This is a genomic window from Pseudomonas sp. PDM10 (assembly GCF_014852295.1).
Taxonomy (GTDB): Bacteria; Pseudomonadota; Gammaproteobacteria; order Pseudomonadales; family Pseudomonadaceae; genus Aquipseudomonas.
This window is the reverse complement of sequence record NZ_JACVBJ010000007.1, coordinates 323,520-339,968: the sequence shown is the minus strand read 5'-3', so window position 1 is coordinate 339,968 and position 16,449 is coordinate 323,520. Positions and strand designations below refer to the sequence as shown.

General features: G+C 59.6%; 17 protein-coding genes. 9 read left to right on the top strand and 8 right to left on the bottom strand.

Going from position 1 to position 16,449, the window contains the following annotated elements; all coding sequences use genetic code 11:
* Nucleotide 1: 1 nt before the first annotated feature.
* The 5 genes from tusC (at nucleotide 2) to IB252_RS24735 (ending at nucleotide 3,079) form a co-directional block, all read left to right on the top strand.
* Nucleotides 2–364, top strand: a complete 363-nt coding sequence (gene tusC / locus IB252_RS24755) for a sulfurtransferase complex subunit TusC (protein WP_111448948.1) — start codon at nucleotides 2–4, stop codon at nucleotides 362–364.
* On the top strand, nucleotides 364–657 hold the full coding sequence (tusB, locus tag IB252_RS24750) for a sulfurtransferase complex subunit TusB (RefSeq protein WP_192410554.1): 294 nt from the start codon (nucleotides 364–366) through the stop codon (nucleotides 655–657). The genes tusC and tusB overlap by 1 nt, the downstream gene beginning before the upstream one ends.
* The gene (locus IB252_RS24745) at nucleotides 654–989 is read left to right on the top strand and encodes a TusE/DsrC/DsvC family sulfur relay protein (protein WP_192410553.1); all 336 of its coding nucleotides are present in this window, start codon (nucleotides 654–656) and stop codon (nucleotides 987–989) included. Before tusB ends, IB252_RS24745 begins: the two co-directional genes overlap by 4 nt.
* On the top strand, nucleotides 986–1,987 hold the full coding sequence (locus tag IB252_RS24740) for a glycosyl transferase family protein (RefSeq protein WP_192410552.1): 1,002 nt from the start codon (nucleotides 986–988) through the stop codon (nucleotides 1,985–1,987). The genes IB252_RS24745 and IB252_RS24740 overlap by 4 nt, the downstream gene beginning before the upstream one ends.
* A gap of 90 nt (nucleotides 1,988–2,077) precedes the next feature.
* Complete coding sequence (locus IB252_RS24735; protein ID WP_192410551.1) at nucleotides 2,078–3,079, top strand: glutathione S-transferase family protein; 1,002 nt, start codon at nucleotides 2,078–2,080, stop codon at nucleotides 3,077–3,079.
* Nucleotides 3,080–3,207: 128 nt separating this feature from the next.
* On the opposite strand, the gene cysG is transcribed toward IB252_RS24735, so the two are convergent.
* The 7 genes from cysG to IB252_RS24700 all read right to left on the bottom strand — a co-directional run bounded on the left by cysG (nucleotide 3,208) and on the right by IB252_RS24700 (nucleotide 11,170).
* Complete coding sequence (gene cysG / locus IB252_RS24730; protein ID WP_192410550.1) at nucleotides 3,208–4,602, bottom strand: siroheme synthase CysG; 1,395 nt, start codon at nucleotides 4,600–4,602, stop codon at nucleotides 3,208–3,210.
* Complete coding sequence (gene serS, locus IB252_RS24725; RefSeq protein ID WP_008154844.1) at nucleotides 4,603–5,883, bottom strand: serine--tRNA ligase; 1,281 nt, start codon at nucleotides 5,881–5,883, stop codon at nucleotides 4,603–4,605.
* A gap of 15 nt (nucleotides 5,884–5,898) precedes the next feature.
* Nucleotides 5,899–6,273, bottom strand: coding sequence for a fluoride efflux transporter CrcB (gene crcB / locus IB252_RS24720; protein WP_192410549.1), 375 nt, complete (start codon nucleotides 6,271–6,273; stop codon nucleotides 5,899–5,901).
* A complete protein-coding gene (locus IB252_RS24715) occupies nucleotides 6,273–7,595 on the bottom strand; it encodes a replication-associated recombination protein A (protein WP_111448954.1) in 1,323 nt (440 codons plus the stop codon). The genes crcB and IB252_RS24715 overlap by 1 nt, the downstream gene beginning before the upstream one ends.
* Before the next feature lie 214 nt (nucleotides 7,596–7,809).
* Nucleotides 7,810–8,433, bottom strand: coding sequence for an outer membrane lipoprotein chaperone LolA (gene lolA, locus IB252_RS24710; RefSeq protein ID WP_008154853.1), 624 nt, complete (start codon nucleotides 8,431–8,433; stop codon nucleotides 7,810–7,812).
* Nucleotides 8,434–8,498: 65 nt separating this feature from the next.
* Complete coding sequence (locus IB252_RS24705; protein ID WP_111448955.1) at nucleotides 8,499–10,901, bottom strand: DNA translocase FtsK; 2,403 nt, start codon at nucleotides 10,899–10,901, stop codon at nucleotides 8,499–8,501.
* A complete protein-coding gene (locus tag IB252_RS24700; protein WP_132834031.1) occupies nucleotides 10,898–11,170 on the bottom strand; it encodes a hypothetical protein in 273 nt (90 codons plus the stop codon). The genes IB252_RS24705 and IB252_RS24700 overlap by 4 nt, the downstream gene beginning before the upstream one ends.
* 38 nt (nucleotides 11,171–11,208) lie before the next feature.
* On the opposite strand from IB252_RS24700, the gene trxB reads away from it, so the two are divergent.
* The 4 genes from trxB to infA all read left to right on the top strand — a co-directional run bounded on the left by trxB (nucleotide 11,209) and on the right by infA (nucleotide 14,007).
* Nucleotides 11,209–12,168 carry a thioredoxin-disulfide reductase gene (trxB, locus tag IB252_RS24695; RefSeq protein ID WP_192410548.1) on the top strand — a complete coding sequence of 320 codons (960 nt, stop codon included), beginning with the start codon at nucleotides 11,209–11,211 and terminating at the stop codon, nucleotides 12,166–12,168.
* Between the two features lie 64 nt (nucleotides 12,169–12,232).
* On the top strand, nucleotides 12,233–12,913 hold the full coding sequence (aat, locus tag IB252_RS24690; protein WP_076027908.1) for a leucyl/phenylalanyl-tRNA--protein transferase: 681 nt from the start codon (nucleotides 12,233–12,235) through the stop codon (nucleotides 12,911–12,913).
* A gap of 56 nt (nucleotides 12,914–12,969) precedes the next feature.
* Nucleotides 12,970–13,677, top strand: a complete 708-nt coding sequence (locus IB252_RS24685) for an arginyltransferase (protein ID WP_111448957.1) — start codon at nucleotides 12,970–12,972, stop codon at nucleotides 13,675–13,677.
* Between the two features lie 111 nt (nucleotides 13,678–13,788).
* Nucleotides 13,789–14,007 carry a translation initiation factor IF-1 gene (gene infA / locus IB252_RS24680; protein WP_002553999.1) on the top strand — a complete coding sequence of 73 codons (219 nt, stop codon included), beginning with the start codon at nucleotides 13,789–13,791 and terminating at the stop codon, nucleotides 14,005–14,007.
* 146 nt (nucleotides 14,008–14,153) lie between these two features.
* Here infA and clpA read toward each other — a convergent pair whose 3' ends face one another.
* Complete coding sequence (clpA, locus tag IB252_RS24675; RefSeq protein WP_008146900.1) at nucleotides 14,154–16,424, bottom strand: ATP-dependent Clp protease ATP-binding subunit ClpA; 2,271 nt, start codon at nucleotides 16,422–16,424, stop codon at nucleotides 14,154–14,156.
* Between the last annotated feature and the right edge of the window lie 25 nt (nucleotides 16,425–16,449).

Genomic DNA, 16,449 nt, shown 5'->3' with positions numbered 1-16,449 from the left:
AATGGCTAAATCCTTGCTGATTATCAGCCGTCAGGCGCCCTGGTCCGGGCCGAGTGCGCGGGAAGCGCTGGACATCGTGCTGGCCGGCGGTGCCTTTGATCTGCCGATCGGCCTGCTGTTTCTCGATGACGGGGTGTTCCAGCTCGCCGCGAAACAGGACGCCAAGGCCCTCCAGCAGAAAGACCTGAGCGCCAACCTGCAAGCCTTGCCGATGTTCGGTGTCGACGAGCTGTTTGTCTGTGGCGACAGCGTTGCGGAACGGGGTCTGAACCCGGCCGGCTTGTCGCTGGAAGAAGCGCAGGTGCTGGCCGCCCACGAAATCACCGCACTTATTGACCGTTACGACCAGGTGATCACCCTCTGATGTCGACTTTGCATGTGTTGTCTCATTCCCCGTTCGGCGACGATCGCCTGACCAGTTGCTTGTGCTTGATGGGCACTGACGATGCGCTGCTGCTGACTGGCGACGCGGTTTATGCGTTGCAACCCGGCACCGCGCCGTTCAATTCGCTGAATGCCCGCCCTCTGAAACTGTTCGTACTGGCCGAAGACGCCCAGGCTCGTGCGCTGGAGATTCCTGACACGGCCAAGGCCATCGATTACCCGGCCTTCGTCGAGCTGTCGATTCACTACGACAAGGTCAACAGTTGGCTATGAAATCCCTGACGGTCGGCGCACGCGCCATCGAGTTGGACAAGGACGGCTTCCTGGTCGAACTGAGCGACTGGTCCTGCGAAGTGGCCAGCGCCCTCGCAGCCGCCGAAGACATCGAGTTGAGCCCCGAACACTGGGAAATCCTCGAACTGCTGCGCAGCTTCTACGCCGAATTCCAGCTGTCGCCGGCCACCCGTCCGCTGATCAGGTACACAGCAATGAAGCTGGGCCCGGACAAGGGCAACAGCCTGCACCTGAACCGACTGTTCAAAGGCACCCCTGCCAAACTCGCCGCGAAACTGGCGGGCCTGCCCAAACCGACGAATTGCTTATGACCGACTACCCAGCGCTGACCCTCGAAACACCCGCCGAACATCCGTTCGCCCAGTTCGTGCGCATTCTCGGCAAGGGCAAACGCGGCGCCCGCGACTTGACCCGTGAAGAAGCCCGCGAAGCCATGGGCATGGTACTCGACCATAAGGTCGAGGACACCCAGCTCGGCGCGTTCCTGATGCTGTTGCGGCACAAGGAAGAAAGCGCTGAGGAAATGGCGGGGTTTACCGAAGCGTTGCGTGAACGGTTGAATCCGCCGGCACTGGCCGTCGATCTGGACTGGCCGACGTATGCCGGCAAGAAACGCCATCTGCCTTGGTACCTGTTGGCCGCCAAGTGTCTGGCGCAGAACGGTGTGCGGATTTTCATGCATGGCGGCGGCGCACACACGGCCGGTCGGCTGTACAGCGAGCAACTGCTGGATGAGTTGAAGATTCCGTTGTGCCGTGACTGGCAGCAGGTCGGCCACGCACTGGATAACGGCGGTCTGGCCTTCATGCCGCTGGTGGATTGGGCACCGCAGCTGCAACGAATGATCGACCTGCGCAACACCTTGGGTCTGCGCTCGCCGATCCATTCCCTGACGCGGATTCTCAACCCGTTGAGTGCCCGCTGTGGCCTGCAAAGCATTTTCCACCCCGGTTACCAGGCGGTGCATCGCGATGCCAGCGGTTTACTCGGCGATACAGCGATCGTGGTGAAAGGCGACGGCGGCGAAATCGAGATCAACCCGGACGCCGACAGTCACTTGTACGGCACCTCTGGCGGCGAAAGCTGGGACGAGGAATGGCCGCAGTTGTCGGCACAACGCCACGTCAAACCGGCCACCCTCGATCCCGAGCATCTCAAAGCCGTGTGGCGTGGCGACGTGGTCGACAGCTATCCGCAAATGGCGCTGATCTCGACCATGGCCCTGGCCTTGCGCGGCCTGGGTCAAACCCGCGACCACGCCTTCGAAACTGCCCAACAGTATTGGGATGCGCGGGACAAATCGATTTAACCGATCATAAGCGCCCAACCTTTGCGCTTTTTTATCGAACCTATGCGAATAGACTCCTCTCCAACGCTTATTGGTTGAGGAGTCTTGAACATGGGTTTGTTAGTTGAAGGTCGCTGGCATGACCAGTGGTACGAAAGCGGCAAGGACGGTACGTTCCAGCGTGAACAAGCGCAGCGTCGCAACTGGCTGACCGCCGACGGCAAACCTGGCCCGAGCGGTGTCGGTGGCTTTGCGGCCGAGGCCGGTCGTTATCACCTCTACGTGTCCCTCGCCTGTCCATGGGCTCACCGCACGCTGATCCTGCGCAAACTCAAAGGCCTCGAAAGCCTCATCGACGTCTCGGTGGTCAGTTGGTTGATGCTGGAAAACGGCTGGACCTTCGACCAGAACCTCGGATCGACCGGGGACAAGCTCGATCATTTCAATTTCATGCATCAGCGCTACACCGCCGATACCGCCGACTACACCGGCCGCGTCACCGTGCCGGTGCTTTGGGACAAACAGCAGAATCGCATCGTCAACAATGAATCGGCGGAGATCATCCGCATGTTCAATGGCGCCTTCGATGATTTGACGGGTAATGACCTGGATTTCTACCCGGCGCCGTTGCGGGGCGAGATCGACGCGCTGAACGAACGGATTTATCCGGCGGTGAACAATGGCGTGTATCGCGCAGGGTTTGCTACGGCGCAGAAGGCTTATGAAGAGGCGTTCGATGATGTGTTTAACGAACTGGATCGCCTGGAACAGCTGTTGGGCACCAATCGCTACCTGACCGGCGAATACCTGACTGAAGCTGATATTCGGCTGTTCACCACGTTGATTCGCTTTGACGCGGTGTATCACGGGCACTTCAAGTGCAACCTGCGGCGGATTGCCGATTATCCGAATCTGTCGAACTGGCTACGAGAGATTTATCAGTGGCCGGGGATTGCCGAGACGGTGGATTTCGAGCACATCAAGAATCACTACTACGGCAGCCACAAGACCATCAATCCGACGGGGATCGTGCCTAAAGGGCCGGCGCAGGCATTCACAGCGCCGCATGATCGCGAGCGGTTGAGTGGGAAAGGGGTTTGGCGTAGGGCCTGACAGATGATCGTTCCCACGCTCCGCGTGGGAATGCCGCCAGGGACGCTCCGCGTTCCGCTTCGGATGTGACGCAGAGCGTCACGGGATGCATTCCCACGCAGAGCGTGGGAACGATCAGTTAGGGGTGTTCAGACTTGCGCCTGCGCGCCCTCGAACCACGCCAGTTTCTCGCGTAATTGCACCACTTCCCCAACGATCACCAGCGTCGGCGCATGCACTTCATGCTCCGCCACCAGACTTGGCAAATCGGCCAAGGTGCCAGTAAACACCCGCTGATTGACCGTGGTGCCCTGCTGGATCAACGCCGCTGGCGTATCCGCCGCGCGACCATGCTTGATCAACTGCTCGCAGATGATCGGCAAACCCACCAACCCCATGTAAAACACCAGGGTTTGCGCCGGCGCGACCAGGTCGGCCCAGGGCAAATCGGTGGAGCCGTCCTTCAGGTGCCCGGTGACAAAACGCACAGACTGCGCGTAATCACGGTGAGTCAGCGGAATCCCGGCATACGCCGCGCAACCGCTGGCCGCGGTGATACCCGGCACCACCTGGAACGGAATGCCATGGGCCGCCAGTTCTTCGATCTCTTCACCGCCGCGACCGAAGATGAACGGATCACCGCCCTTCAATCGCACGACCCGCTTGCCTTGCTTGGCCAAATCCACCAATTGCTGGTTGATCTGATCCTGAGGCACGGCGTGATCGGCACGACGCTTGCCGACGTAAACCCGCTCGGCATCGCGACGGCACAAATCCAGAATCGCCGGCGCCACCAGGCGGTCATACAGCACCACATCGGCTTGCTGCATCAGACGCAAGGCACGGAAGGTCAGCAGGTCGGGATCACCCGGGCCGGCGCCCACCAAATAGACTTCGCCCGTTGCATTCGGTGCTTCACCGGCAATTTTCGCCAGCATCAAGCGCTCGGCTTCGGCGCCCTGCCCGGCCAGTTGTCGGTCGGCAATCGGGCCCTGGAACACATCTTCCCAGAACGCCCGACGCTGCTGCACATCCGGGAACAGGTGTTTGACCTGGCTGCGAAAACGCGCGGCCAGGCCGGCCAATTGACCGTAGGTGGAAGGAATCCAGGTTTCCAGTTTGGCGCGGATCAACCGCGCCAGCACCGGCGCGTCGCCGCCGCTGGAGACCGCTACGATCAAAGGAGAACGGTCGACGATCGCCGGGAAGATCACGCTGCACAAGGCTGGCGCGTCCACCACATTGACCGGCACGCAACGCCGATGGGCATCGGCGGAGACTTGCGCGTTCAGCGGTTCGTCGTCGGTGGCGGCGATGATCAGCCCGCAACCGTCCAGGTCCGACTCAACGTAGCCTCGCACCAGACACTCGCCACCGCTGCCGGCAACCAGTTCGCGCAATTGCGGTTCGATTTCAGGTGCGACCACCCGCAGCAGCGCACCGGCTTCGGCCAGCAGGCGGGATTTGCGCAAGGCAATCTCCCCCCCGCCGACGACCAAGACACGACTGCCGCGAAGGTTATGGAACAGCGGCAGATAGTCCATTTAGCCGATGACCTCAAGGCCACCCATGTACGGTTTCAGCACGTCCGGCACACGGATCGAACCGTCGGCCTGCTGGTAGTTTTCCAGCACCGCCACCAGCGTACGACCGACCGCCAGGCCGGAACCGTTCAGGGTGTGAACCAGTTCAGGCTTGCCGGTTTCCGGGTTGCGGAAACGCGCTTGCATACGGCGGGCCTGGAAATCACCGCAGTTGGAGCACGACGAAATCTCGCGGTATTTGTCCTGGCTCGGGATCCACACTTCCAGGTCGTAAGTCTTGACCGCGCTGAAGCCCATGTCGCCGGTGCACAGCGCAATAGTGCGATAAGGCAGTTCGAGCAATTGCAGGACTTTTTCGGCGTTGGCCGTCAGGCCTTCCAGCGCTTCCATCGAGGTCGACGGCTCAACGATCTGGACCATTTCAACTTTGTCGAACTGGTGCTGACGGATCATCCCGCGCGTATCGCGACCCGACGCACCGGCTTCACTGCGAAAGCATGGCGTGTGGGCGACGAACTTGATCGGCAGCAGTTTCGAATCGACGATTTCACCAGCGACGATGTTGGTCAGCGACACTTCGGCGGTCGGAATCAGGTACAGATCGGCTTCGCCTTCGCGAGCAATCTTGAACAGGTCTTCTTCGAACTTCGGCAGCTGACCCGTGCCTTGCAACGCCGGCGCTTGAACCAGATAAGGCGTGTAGGCCTCTTCGTAACCGTGTTCGCTGGTGTGCAGGTTGATCATGAACTGCGCCAGGGCGCGGTGCATGCGAGCAATCGGGCCGCGCAACAGAGCGAAACGGGCGCCGGACAGCTTGGCGGCGGTTTCGAAGTCCAGCCAGCCAAATTTCTCGCCCAGGGCGACATGGTCCTGAACCGGGAAATCGAACGCGGTCGGGGTTCCCCAGCGGCGCACTTCGACGTTACCGTCTTCGTCATCACCGATCGGCACGGATTCATGCGGCAGGTTCGGGATGCCGAGCAGGATCGAATCCAGATCGGTCTGGATCGCGTCCAGCTCGACTTTACCGGCGCTCAATTCGTTCGCCATGCGCTCGACGTCGGCCATCAGCGGCGCGATGTCTTCGCCGCGCTGCTTGGCCTGGCCGATGGATTTGGAGCGCGCATTACGGTCAGCCTGCAGTGCTTCGGTGCGGGTCTGGACGGTCTTGCGCTGTTCTTCCAGCGCTTCGATGCGCGCAACATCCAGCGTGTAGCCACGGGATGCCAGGCGGTCCGCTACGTCCTGAAGGTTGCTACGTAACAGTTTGGAATCGAGCATGTCGGTCTCTCGTTATCAAAGTTTGGTCAAGGACAGGCCAGCCCAGGTAGCGAGCAGTCCGCCGAATACGCTGATGGCAGCATAGACAAAAGCCAGCGGTATTTGCCCGGTTTCCAGCAGACGCACCGTATCCAGTGAAAAAGATGAAAAAGTCGTCAGCCCCCCGAGGAAGCCGACCATCAACCCGGCGCGCACCTCAAACGGCACCTCCGGGCGTATTAAAAACAGACCGTATAGAACGCCGATCAGCAAACAGCCGACGATATTAACGGCCAGCGTCGCGGTATAGAAGTGCCGCGGCCAATTAGCGTTGATCCAGTTACCCGTGGCAAAGCGCAAAAGCGTTCCGGCGATACCACCCACAGAAACGGCAACGATCAATGGAATCACTATTTTCTCCGCTGCCGGGGGCTTAGACGGTCAAGTTGCGCGAGGTGATTGAGCTTCTCGCCGATCTTCAGCTCCAGGCCACGCGGCACCGGCTGATAGAACGGTTGTGGCTCGAGTTCTTCCGGGAAATAGTCTTCGCCAGCGGCGTAAGCGTCCGGCTCATCGTGGGCGTAACGGTATTCGTCGCCATAACCCAGTTGCTTCATCAGCTTGGTCGGCGCGTTGCGCAGGTGCAGCGGCACTTCCAGCGAACCGTGTTCGGTGGCGCTGCGCATGGCAGCTTTGAAACCCATGTACACCGCGTTGCTTTTCGGCGCGCAAGCCAGATAGGTGATGGCCTGGGCGACCGCCAACTCGCCTTCGGGACTGCCGAGGCGCTCCTGCACTTCCCACGCCGCCAGACACAGGCTCAGGGCGCGGGGATCGGCGTTGCCGATGTCTTCGCTGGCCATGCGCACCACGCGCCGGGCCAGGTACAGCGGATCGCAACCGCCGTCGATCATTCGGGCGAACCAGTACAGTGCACCGTCGGGATTGGAGCCGCGCACGGATTTATGCAGCGCGGAAATCTGGTCGTAAAACGCTTCGCCGCCCTTGTCGAAACGTCGACGGGTATCACCGAGCAGGCTTTGCAGCAGGTCGACGCCGATCTCGCTGTTGTCTTCAGCCAGGTCCGAGGCGTTTTCCAGCAGGTTGAGCAGACGCCGGCCATCGCCATCGGCGGCCGACAGCAGCATCTGGAAGCCTTCATCGCTGAGGGTCAGTTGCCGCTTGCCCAGGCCACGCTCTTCAGTCAGCGCGCGATGCACCAGTTTGCGCAGGGCCGCTTCGTCGAGGCTTTTGAGCACGTAGACGCGGGCTCGGGAGAGCAGCGCGTTGTTGAGTTCGAAGGAGGGATTTTCAGTGGTTGCGCCAATGAAAATCAGCGTACCGTCTTCAACGTACGGCAGGAACGCGTCCTGCTGAGACTTGTTGAAGCGATGCACTTCGTCGACGAACAGGATGGTCCGCCGGCCGTACTGCCCGGCCTGCTGCTTGGCGATTTCCACCGCCTGACGGATTTCCTTCACGCCGGCCAGTACCGCCGAAACCGTTTCGAAGTGCGCATCCGAGACTTCCGCCAGCAGCCGCGCCAGCGTGGTCTTGCCCACACCCGGCGGGCCCCAGAAAATCATCGAGTGCAAGGCACCCTGCTCCAGCGCTTCGCGCAAAGGCTTGCCGCGAGCGAGCAGGTGTTCCTGACCGACGTACTCGTCCAGATTGGCCGCACGCAAACGAGCGGCCAAGGGCTGAGCTATCGGGGCACTGCGAAACAGGTCCATCACTTAGCGTTGAAACCTCGGGTTAATACAACTCTCTTAAGCCTGCTGGAAACCTGTGGCGAGGGGATTTATCCCCGCTCGGCTGCACAGCAGTCGCGAAACCATTGCATGCGGTATTCCTGATACACCGCACTAGCAGGTTTTGGGGCCGCTTCGCGACCCAACGGGGATAAATCCCCTCGCCACAAAAGCTCGCTCCCACAGGTTTTGCGTCTTACTCTTGAATCACGTCCGCCCCTTTAGGGATGTCGAACTTGAACTTGGACGCCGGAATCGGCTCGTTGGCTTTCACGCCGGTGAACAGGATGTTGGTGCGCTGACCGACGCTGTCGATCATCTGCATGTCATTGACCAGGCCATTGCGGAACGACAGGCGCAGGCTGTCGAACAGGGTGTCCTTGGTTTTCGGCTTCAAGGTGAAGTCGATCACGCCACCGGCTTCCTTGGCGCTGATGTCGAAGCTCTGGCTGATCTTGGACACGTCACCGGACAGCAGCAACGCCGGGGTCTGGGTCAGGCGCTGATCGAGGTTCTTGATGGTGGCCTGCTCAAGGTCCGGATCCCACAACGTTACCTTCTTGCCGTCGGAGACCATCGTTTGTTCAGCCGGCGCATTGGTGTGCCAGTAAAACAAGCCAGGACGCTGCAAGGACATTTCACCCGCGGTTTCCTGCAATTGGGTGCCGCTGCCGTCGAGGGTCAACTGGGAGAAACGCGCGGTCAGGGTCTGGGATTTTTCCAGCAATTGGGTCAGACGCGCCACGTCCTTGTCATCGGCGTGGGCCGAGAGCGTGGTCAAAGCCAAAACCGGCAGCAACAGCATGCGGATAAGACGCATGGGAGTCCTCATAACATTCGTGGGGGTGCGATGGCGCGTCATTACGCCACCGCGTTTCAATCAATTCAGTCGCGTACCGGGCCCGGAGCCAGGACTTCACGCGAACCGTTGGTGTTCATGGACGTCACGACCCCGGCCATCTCCATGGCTTCGATCATGCGCGCGGCGCGGTTGTAGCCGATTTTCAGCTTGCGTTGAACCGCAGAGATGGACGCTCGACGGCTTTCCAGTACGAACTGCACCGCTTCGTCGTAGAGCGCGTCGGATTCACTGTCGTCGTCGCCACTGCTGCCGCCTTCAAAGCCACTTCCCGGCTCTTCGACACCGGCGAGAATCTCGTCGTTGTATTCCGGTGCGCCGCGCAGTTTCCAGGCCTCAACCACCCGGTGAACCTCGTCATCGGAGACAAAAGCACCGTGAACACGGATCGGCAGGCTGGTGCCCGGCGGCATGTAGAGCATGTCACCGTGGCCCAACAGTTGTTCGGCGCCGCCCTGGTCGATGATGGTGCGCGAATCGATCTTGCTCGACACCTGGAACGCCATACGGGTCGGAATGTTGGCCTTGATCAGACCGGTGATCACGTCAACCGACGGACGCTGGGTCGCGAGGATCAAGTGGATACCGGCGGCACGGGCCTTCTGGGCGATACGGGCGATCAGTTCTTCAACCTTCTTACCGACGATCATCATCATGTCGGCGAATTCGTCCACCACCACGACAATAGTCGGCAGCTTGGTCAGCAGCGGTGCTTCGTCGTGAATGCTTTCGCGCTTGTACAACGGATCGGTCAATGGCGTACCGGCGTCCTGGGCTTCCTTGACCTTGGCGTTGAAGCCCGACAGGTTACGCACGCCCATCTTCGCCATCAGCTTGTAGCGACGTTCCATCTCGGCCACGCTCCAGCGCAGGGCGTTGGCGGCGTCCTTCATGTCGGTCACGACCGGGCACAACAGGTGCGGAATGCCTTCGTAGATCGACAGCTCAAGCATTTTCGGGTCGATCATGATCAGCTTGGCGTCTTCCGGGCCGGACTTGAACAGGATCGACAGGATCATCGCGTTCACGCCCACCGATTTACCGGAACCGGTCGTACCGGCTACCAGCAAGTGAGGCATTTTCGCCAGGTCGGTGATGACCGGCTTGCCGCCGATGTCGTGGCCCAGAGCCAAAGTAACCGGCGACTTGAAGTTGTCGTACTCGGGGGTCGACAGCACTTCGGAGAAGCGCACGATCTGGCGGTCTTCGTTAGGAATCTCGATACCGACGGTGGTCTTGCCCGGAATCACTTCCACCACGCGCACGCTGGTCACGGCCAGGGAACGTGCCAGGTCTTTCGCCAGGTTGGAGATGCGGCTGACCTTGACGCCGGCCGCTGGCTGGATTTCATAACGGGTAATCACCGGGCCTGGGTGAATCGAATCCACCGACACTTCGACGCCGAATTCCTTGAGCTTGATTTCCAGCAAATGGCCGACCGCCGCCAGGGATTCAGGCGAGTAATTGAGTTGTTTCTTTTCTGCCGGGTCGAGAATCGAGATCGGCGGCAAGGTGCCTTCGACGGCGCTGTCGACGAACAACGGCGCCTGTTTCTCTTTTTCCACCCGTTTGCTGGGCGCCGCTGGCTTGGGCGGCGCAGGGGCAATCACCGGCGGCACCTGCTTCTCGCGGTCCGACATGTGTTTGCTCAGGGCCTGCTCACGTTCGATCAGGCGTTCCTTGACCTTGGCTTGCTCCCGCTTGTCCGTGACGGTCGGCGCGACCACGTTATGCACGCGATCATCGACTTCACGCAACTGCGCAACCAGTTGTTTACGCTCGACACGGGCCGCCCACCAGCGATTGGCTGCGCCCTGGAACAATTCGAACAGGTCGAGGGTGATTTTGCCGGTGAGGTCCATCACTTTGAACCACGAGAGGTCGGTGAACACCGTCAGGCCAAACAGGAACAGCGCGATGAACACCAGCGTACTGCCCTGGATGTTCAGGGCATTCCTGGCCAGATCACCGAGGCTTTCGCCCAAAGCGCCGCCAGCGCCGGCCGGCAGACCGGTCGCGGCGTGGAAATGGATATGGGCCAGGGCCGCGCCCGACAGCACCAGAAACACCAGGCCGATCAGGCGCCAGGAAAACAGCCAGCCGCTCCACTCCCACTGCTCGTGGCGTTGACGGAAGATTTGATAGGCCTTGATCGCCAGCAACAACGGGAAGATATAGGCGAAGTAACCCAACACCATGAACAGGATATCGGCGCTGTAGGAGCCGACCGGCCCGCCGAAGTTCTGCACATCGTCGATCTTGCTGTTATGGCTCCAGCCCGGATCGTCCTTGCCGTAGGTCAACAAGGCCATCATCAGGAACAGGCACAAGCCCCCGATGGCGATCAATGCACCTTCCTTGAGCCGGTAGTGCAATTGCTGGCGCCAGAGCGGAACGACTGTTTTTGGTGCTGCGGTGGATTTCTTCAAAACGCTTCTTTTCCTGCGCCTATGGCGCGTCCATCTGTTGAATGACTATAAAAAACTGCCCAATCCAGGCAGGCAAAAAAGTTAACAGGCGCAACTGGGACTACTTTTAACACTACACCCCGGTTTTTATAAACACGGCGCGCAACGCTTATTTTATTACAAACGCTGTTACAGGCAGGCATTGTACGGGTTTGTTCGTTCGATGCCATGCTTGAAACCCAAGGTGTAGCATAGCCAACAGCACATGACGCGCGTTTCAATTTGAGCATGCATTCTCTTTTGTGACAAAGGCTTATGAGGTGTTTTTATGAGCGAAGCGAAGCATTCCCGCCTGATCATTCTGGGTTCCGGCCCCGCCGGTTACAGCGCTGCCGTTTATGCCGCCCGCGCCAACCTCAACCCCGTTGTGATTACCGGCATACAGGCAGGTGGCCAGCTCACCACCACCGTCGAAGTCGACAACTGGCCCGGTGATGTCGAAGGCCTCACCGGCCCGGTGCTGATGGAACGCATGCAACAACACGCAGAGCGTTTTCATACAGAGATCGTCTACGACCACATCCACACTGCCAAGTTGCAAGAGCGCCCGTTCGAACTCATCGGCGACAGCGGTACTTACACCTGTGATGCGCTGATTATCGCCACCGGCGCCTCGGCGCAATACCTGGGGCTGCCATCGGAAGAGACATTTGCCGGCAAAGGCGTGTCGGCCTGCGCGACGTGCGACGGTTTCTTCTACCGCAATCAGGTGGTCGCCGTCGTTGGCGGCGGCAACACGGCAGTTGAAGAAGCGCTGTACCTGTCAAACATCGCCAAGGAAGTTCACCTGATTCACCGCCGCGACAAGTTGCGCTCGGAGAAAATACTTCAGGACAAACTCTTCGAAAAAGCCGCCAAAGGCAATATCCGCCTGCACTGGAACCAGAATCTGGATGAAGTGCTGGGTGATGCCAGCGGTGTGACCGGCGCTCGCCTGCGGGACAGCCACACTGACGAAACCAGTGAATTGCCGCTGACCGGCGTGTTCATCGCTATTGGCCACAAGCCCAACACCGACCTGTTCGAAGGCCAGCTGAAAATGCGTAACGGCTACCTGCTGGTCAAGGGCGGCAGCGAAGGCGATGCTACCAGCACCGAAATCCCGGGCGTATTTGCCGCCGGGGACGTGGCCGATCACGTTTATCGCCAGGCCGTCACGTCTGCCGGGGCCGGTTGCATGGCCGCGCTGGACGCCGAGAAGTATCTCGACGACATTCCAGTCATTTGACGGCACACTTCACGGTGGGCCCACCCGCCCACCATCGCCCTCCCCTTCTGCAAGCCCGGATGCCATGCTGACTTGGTTACAACGCAACACCCTGACCTTCCCGCCCCTGGAAAAAGCCATGCGCGATCCCAACGGGCTGTTGGCTGCGGGCGGGGATCTGTCCGCCGATCGTCTGATTCAGGCCTATCGCCACGGCTGTTTTCCGTGGTTCTCGGAAGGCCAGCCGATTCTCTGGTGGTCGCCGGATCCGCGCACCGTACTGTTTCCCGACGAACTGCATGTCTCGCGCAGCCTGAACAAATTGCTGCGCCAGCAACGCTATCAAGTGACCTTTGATCAGGATTTTGCCGCGGTCATCCGCGCTTGCGCCGCGCCTCGGGATTACGCCGACGGCACCTGGATCACAGAAGCCATGCAGAACGCCTACCTCGAGCTGCACAGGCGTGGCTACGCCCATTCGGTGGAAGTCTGGGACCAAGGTGAACTGGTCGGCGGGCTCTACGGCCTGGCGATGGGTCAGCTGTTTTTCGGCGAGTCCATGTTCAGCCGCGCCGACAACGCCTCGAAATATGGCTTTGCCACGCTGGTCCGACATCTGAAAGACTCAGGCTTTGTGCTGATCGACTGCCAGATGCCGACCGACCATCTGCACAGCCTCGGCGCCCGAGCGATTCCCCGCCGCGAGTTTGCCGACTACCTTGCGCAGCATCTGGACCAACCCAGCCGCGCAACCTGGGTTTGCTGAGCGACTTTTGCGCGCGTGGCTTACACTTAATTCAAAGCTTATCCCGAGGGTTGATCATGACCGAGTTGGCGCGTTTGAAGTTTTATGCCACTCAGCCCCACTCTTGCAGTTATCTGCCCGAGGAGCAGGCCACGACCTTGTTCCTCGACCCTAGTCAGCCCATGGATGTGCATGTCTATGCAGACCTGTCTGAAATGGGTTTCCGTCGTAGCGGCGATCATCTTTACCGGCCTCATTGCCAGAATTGCAATGCGTGCGTACCGGCGCGTATCCCTGTGGCGCAATTTTCGCCCAACCGCCAGCAGAAACGCATCTTCAAACGCAACGTCGACCTGCAGGTGCGCCCTGCCAGGCCGCAATTCAGCGAAGAGTATTTCGACCTTTATCAGCGGTATATCGAACAGCGTCACGCCGATGGCGATATGTACCCGCCGAGTCGCGATCAGTTTGCGACGTTCCTGGTACGTGACCTGCCGTTTTCCCGATTCTACGAATTCCGCCTCGAAGGGCGACTGGTGGCGGTGGCCGTCACCGACTTGCTGCCGAACGGTCTGTCGGCCGTTTACACCTTCTACGAGCCCGCTGAAGAACGCCGCAGCCTGGGGCGCTATGCGATCCTCTGGCAAATCGCCGAGGCTCAGCGTCTGGGGCTGGAGGCCGTCTATCTGGGCTATTGGATCAAAAACTGCAAAAAGATGAGTTACAAGACTCAATATCGCCCTATCGAACTGCTGATTAATCAGCGCTGGGTCATCCTGAACTAGAGCAAGCCGTAAACCCCTTGGCTTAAACCCCATTTTTCGGGCACAATGCACGCCGCTTTTGCCTGGCGCAGTTGCACCGGGCCATTCATTGGACACCGAGGGCTTTACTGCATGTCGAAAGAAGACAGCTTCGAAATGGAAGGCACTGTCGTCGACACCCTGCCCAACACCATGTTTCGTGTGGAGTTGGAAAATGGGCACGTCGTAACCGCGCATATCTCCGGCAAGATGCGCAAGAATTACATCCGTATTCTTACCGGCGACAAAGTGCGCGTCGAGCTGACGCCCTATGACTTGAGCAAAGGGCGCATCACTTACCGCGCTCGCTAATCAAGTCAATACAAAACGCCCGGTTTATGCCGGGCGTTTTTGTTTGCGGATTTTGATGCCCCCTCCAATCCCACAGGGGTTTGAGGCACATCCAGCAGACAGCAAAAAGGCGCCTTTCGGCGCCTTTCGCTTTCTTGCGATAACTGTCAGGCCATTTCAGCTGTGGTCTCGAAGTCGAAGGTCAGCTCGCCGTCCTTGAGATCGATGTGAACCACACCACCATGGTCGGCCAGTTCGCCAAAGAGGATTTCTTCCGCCAGCGGACGCTTGATCTTGTCCTGAATCAAACGCGCCATTGGTCGAGCACCCATCGCCGAGTCGTAGCCGCCTGCTGCCAGCCAACTGCGCGCCGCATCCGTCACTTCCAGCTGCACGCGCTTGTCTTCCAGCTGCGCCTGAAGCTCGGTAAGGAACTTGTCCACCACGCTTTTGATGACCTCATGGCTGAGGCGACCAAACTGGATAATGGTGTCCAGACGGTTGCGGAACTCTGGCGTGAAGCTCTTCTTGATCACTTCCATCGCATCGGACGAGTGGTCCTGATGGGTGAAACCGATCGAAGCACGAGCTGCCGTTTCGGCACCGGCGTTGGTCGTCATGATGACGATCACGTTACGGAAGTCCGCCTTGCGCCCGTTGTTATCGGTCAGCGTACCGTGGTCCATGACCTGCAGCAGCAGGTTGAAGACTTCCGGATGCGCCTTCTCGATCTCATCGAGCAACAGCACGCAGTGAGGCTGCTTGGTGATGGCTTCGGTCAGCAGGCCGCCCTGATCGAACCCGACATAGCCTGGAGGCGCACCGATCAGACGCGAAACGGTGTGGCGCTCCATGTACTCGGACATGTCGAAACGAACCAGTTCGATGCCCAACGCCTTGGCCAGCTGACGCGCCGCTTCGGTTTTACCGACACCGGTAGGCCCTGCGAACAGGAACGAACCGACTGGCTTGTCAGGCGACTTGAGGCCGGCACGGGACAGCTTGATCGCGGTCGACAGCGAGTCGATTGCGGCATCCTGACCAAATACTGTCAGCTTCAGGTCACGCTCAAGGTTACGCAGCAGCTCTTTGTCGGAGCTGGTGACGTGCTTAGGCGGAATCCGCGCAATTTTCGCGACGATGTCCTCGACTTGAGGTACTTCGATGCGTTTCACGCGTTTCTCGATCGGTTGCAGACGCTGATAGGCGCCCGCCTCGTCGATGACGTCGATGGCCTTGTCCGGCATGTGCCGGTCATTGATGTAACGCGAGGCCAGTTCAGCAGCGGCGCGCAGGGCTTCATCGCTGTATTCGATGTTGTGGTGCGCTTCGAAACGACCTTTCAGGCCGCGCAGGATGCCAATGGTGTCTTCCACCGAAGGTTCCGACACGTCGACCTTCTGGAAGCGCCGGGCCAAAGCACGGTCCTTCTCGAAAATCCCGCGGAATTCCTGGAACGTGGTCGAACCGATGCAACGGATATCACCCGACGACAGCAGCGGCTTGAGCAGGTTCGAGGCATCCATGACCCCACCGGACGCGGCACCCGCACCAATGATGGTGTGGATTTCGTCGATGAACAGGATCGCCTGCGGACGTTTTTTCAGCTCATTGAGCAACGCCTTGAAGCGTTTCTCGAAATCGCCGCGGTATTTGGTCCCGGCCAGCAAGGCCCCCAGATCGAGGGAATACACCACGCTGTTGGCCAGCAGGTCTGGTACCTGGTTGTCGACAATGCGCTTGGCCAGGCCTTCGGCAATCGCGGTTTTACCCACGCCCGCCTCGCCCACCAGCAACGGATTGTTTTTGCGACGACGCGCCAGGATCTGCGCGACGCGCTCGACCTCCAGCTCACGGCCTACCAATGGATCGATTCGACCCTGGCGCGCGAGTTCGTTGAGGTTGCTGGCATAAGCATCCAGAGGATTGCCTGAAGAAGAAGACTCACCGCCCTCGTCGTCCTGCATATCTTGCTCACCTTCAGAGTGATCGCCATGCCCCGGCACTTTGGAAATGCCGTGTGCGATGTAGTTGACGACATCGATGCGCGCAACGCTCTGCTGTTTCAGCAGGAACACTGCCTGACTCTCTTGCTCACTGAAGATCGCGACCAGTACGTTGGCGCCAGTCACTTCGCGTTTGCCCGAGCTCTGTACGTGAAAGACAGCACGTTGCAGAACACGCTGGAAGCCCAGGGTTGGCTGGGTCTCACGATCCTCGTCATGAACGGGGATCAATGGCGTGGTGGAGTCGATGAACTCCTGCAGGTCGTGCTTGAGTTTGTCGAGGTTTGCGCCGCAGGCACGCAAAACGGTGGCGGCAGCCTCATTGTCCAATAGGGCCAGCAGGAGGTGCTCGACGGTCATGAATTCATGACGCTTCGAACGGGCCTCCTTGAAGGCAAGATTGAGGGTGACTTCGAGCTCGCGGTTTAACATAGCTTCACCTCATACCCAAGTGGTC

Coding starts and splice junctions, on each gene's coding strand:
- tusC (WP_111448948.1), top strand. CDS start 2: ATGGCTAAATCCTTGCTGATTATCAGCCGTCAGGCGCCCTGGTCCGGG.
- tusB (WP_192410554.1), top strand. CDS start 364: ATGTCGACTTTGCATGTGTTGTCTCATTCCCCGTTCGGCGACGATCGC.
- IB252_RS24745 (WP_192410553.1), top strand. CDS start 654: ATGAAATCCCTGACGGTCGGCGCACGCGCCATCGAGTTGGACAAGGAC.
- IB252_RS24740 (WP_192410552.1), top strand. CDS start 986: ATGACCGACTACCCAGCGCTGACCCTCGAAACACCCGCCGAACATCCG.
- IB252_RS24735 (WP_192410551.1), top strand. CDS start 2,078: ATGGGTTTGTTAGTTGAAGGTCGCTGGCATGACCAGTGGTACGAAAGC.
- cysG (WP_192410550.1), bottom strand. CDS start 4,602: ATGGACTATCTGCCGCTGTTCCATAACCTTCGCGGCAGTCGTGTCTTG.
- serS (WP_008154844.1), bottom strand. CDS start 5,883: ATGCTCGATTCCAAACTGTTACGTAGCAACCTTCAGGACGTAGCGGAC.
- IB252_RS24715 (WP_111448954.1), bottom strand. CDS start 7,595: ATGGACCTGTTTCGCAGTGCCCCGATAGCTCAGCCCTTGGCCGCTCGT.
- lolA (WP_008154853.1), bottom strand. CDS start 8,433: ATGCGTCTTATCCGCATGCTGTTGCTGCCGGTTTTGGCTTTGACCACG.
- IB252_RS24700 (WP_132834031.1), bottom strand. CDS start 11,170: ATGCTCAAATTGAAACGCGCGTCATGTGCTGTTGGCTATGCTACACCT.
- trxB (WP_192410548.1), top strand. CDS start 11,209: ATGAGCGAAGCGAAGCATTCCCGCCTGATCATTCTGGGTTCCGGCCCC.
- aat (WP_076027908.1), top strand. CDS start 12,233: ATGCTGACTTGGTTACAACGCAACACCCTGACCTTCCCGCCCCTGGAA.
- IB252_RS24685 (WP_111448957.1), top strand. CDS start 12,970: ATGACCGAGTTGGCGCGTTTGAAGTTTTATGCCACTCAGCCCCACTCT.
- infA (WP_002553999.1), top strand. CDS start 13,789: ATGTCGAAAGAAGACAGCTTCGAAATGGAAGGCACTGTCGTCGACACC.
- clpA (WP_008146900.1), bottom strand. CDS start 16,424: ATGTTAAACCGCGAGCTCGAAGTCACCCTCAATCTTGCCTTCAAGGAG.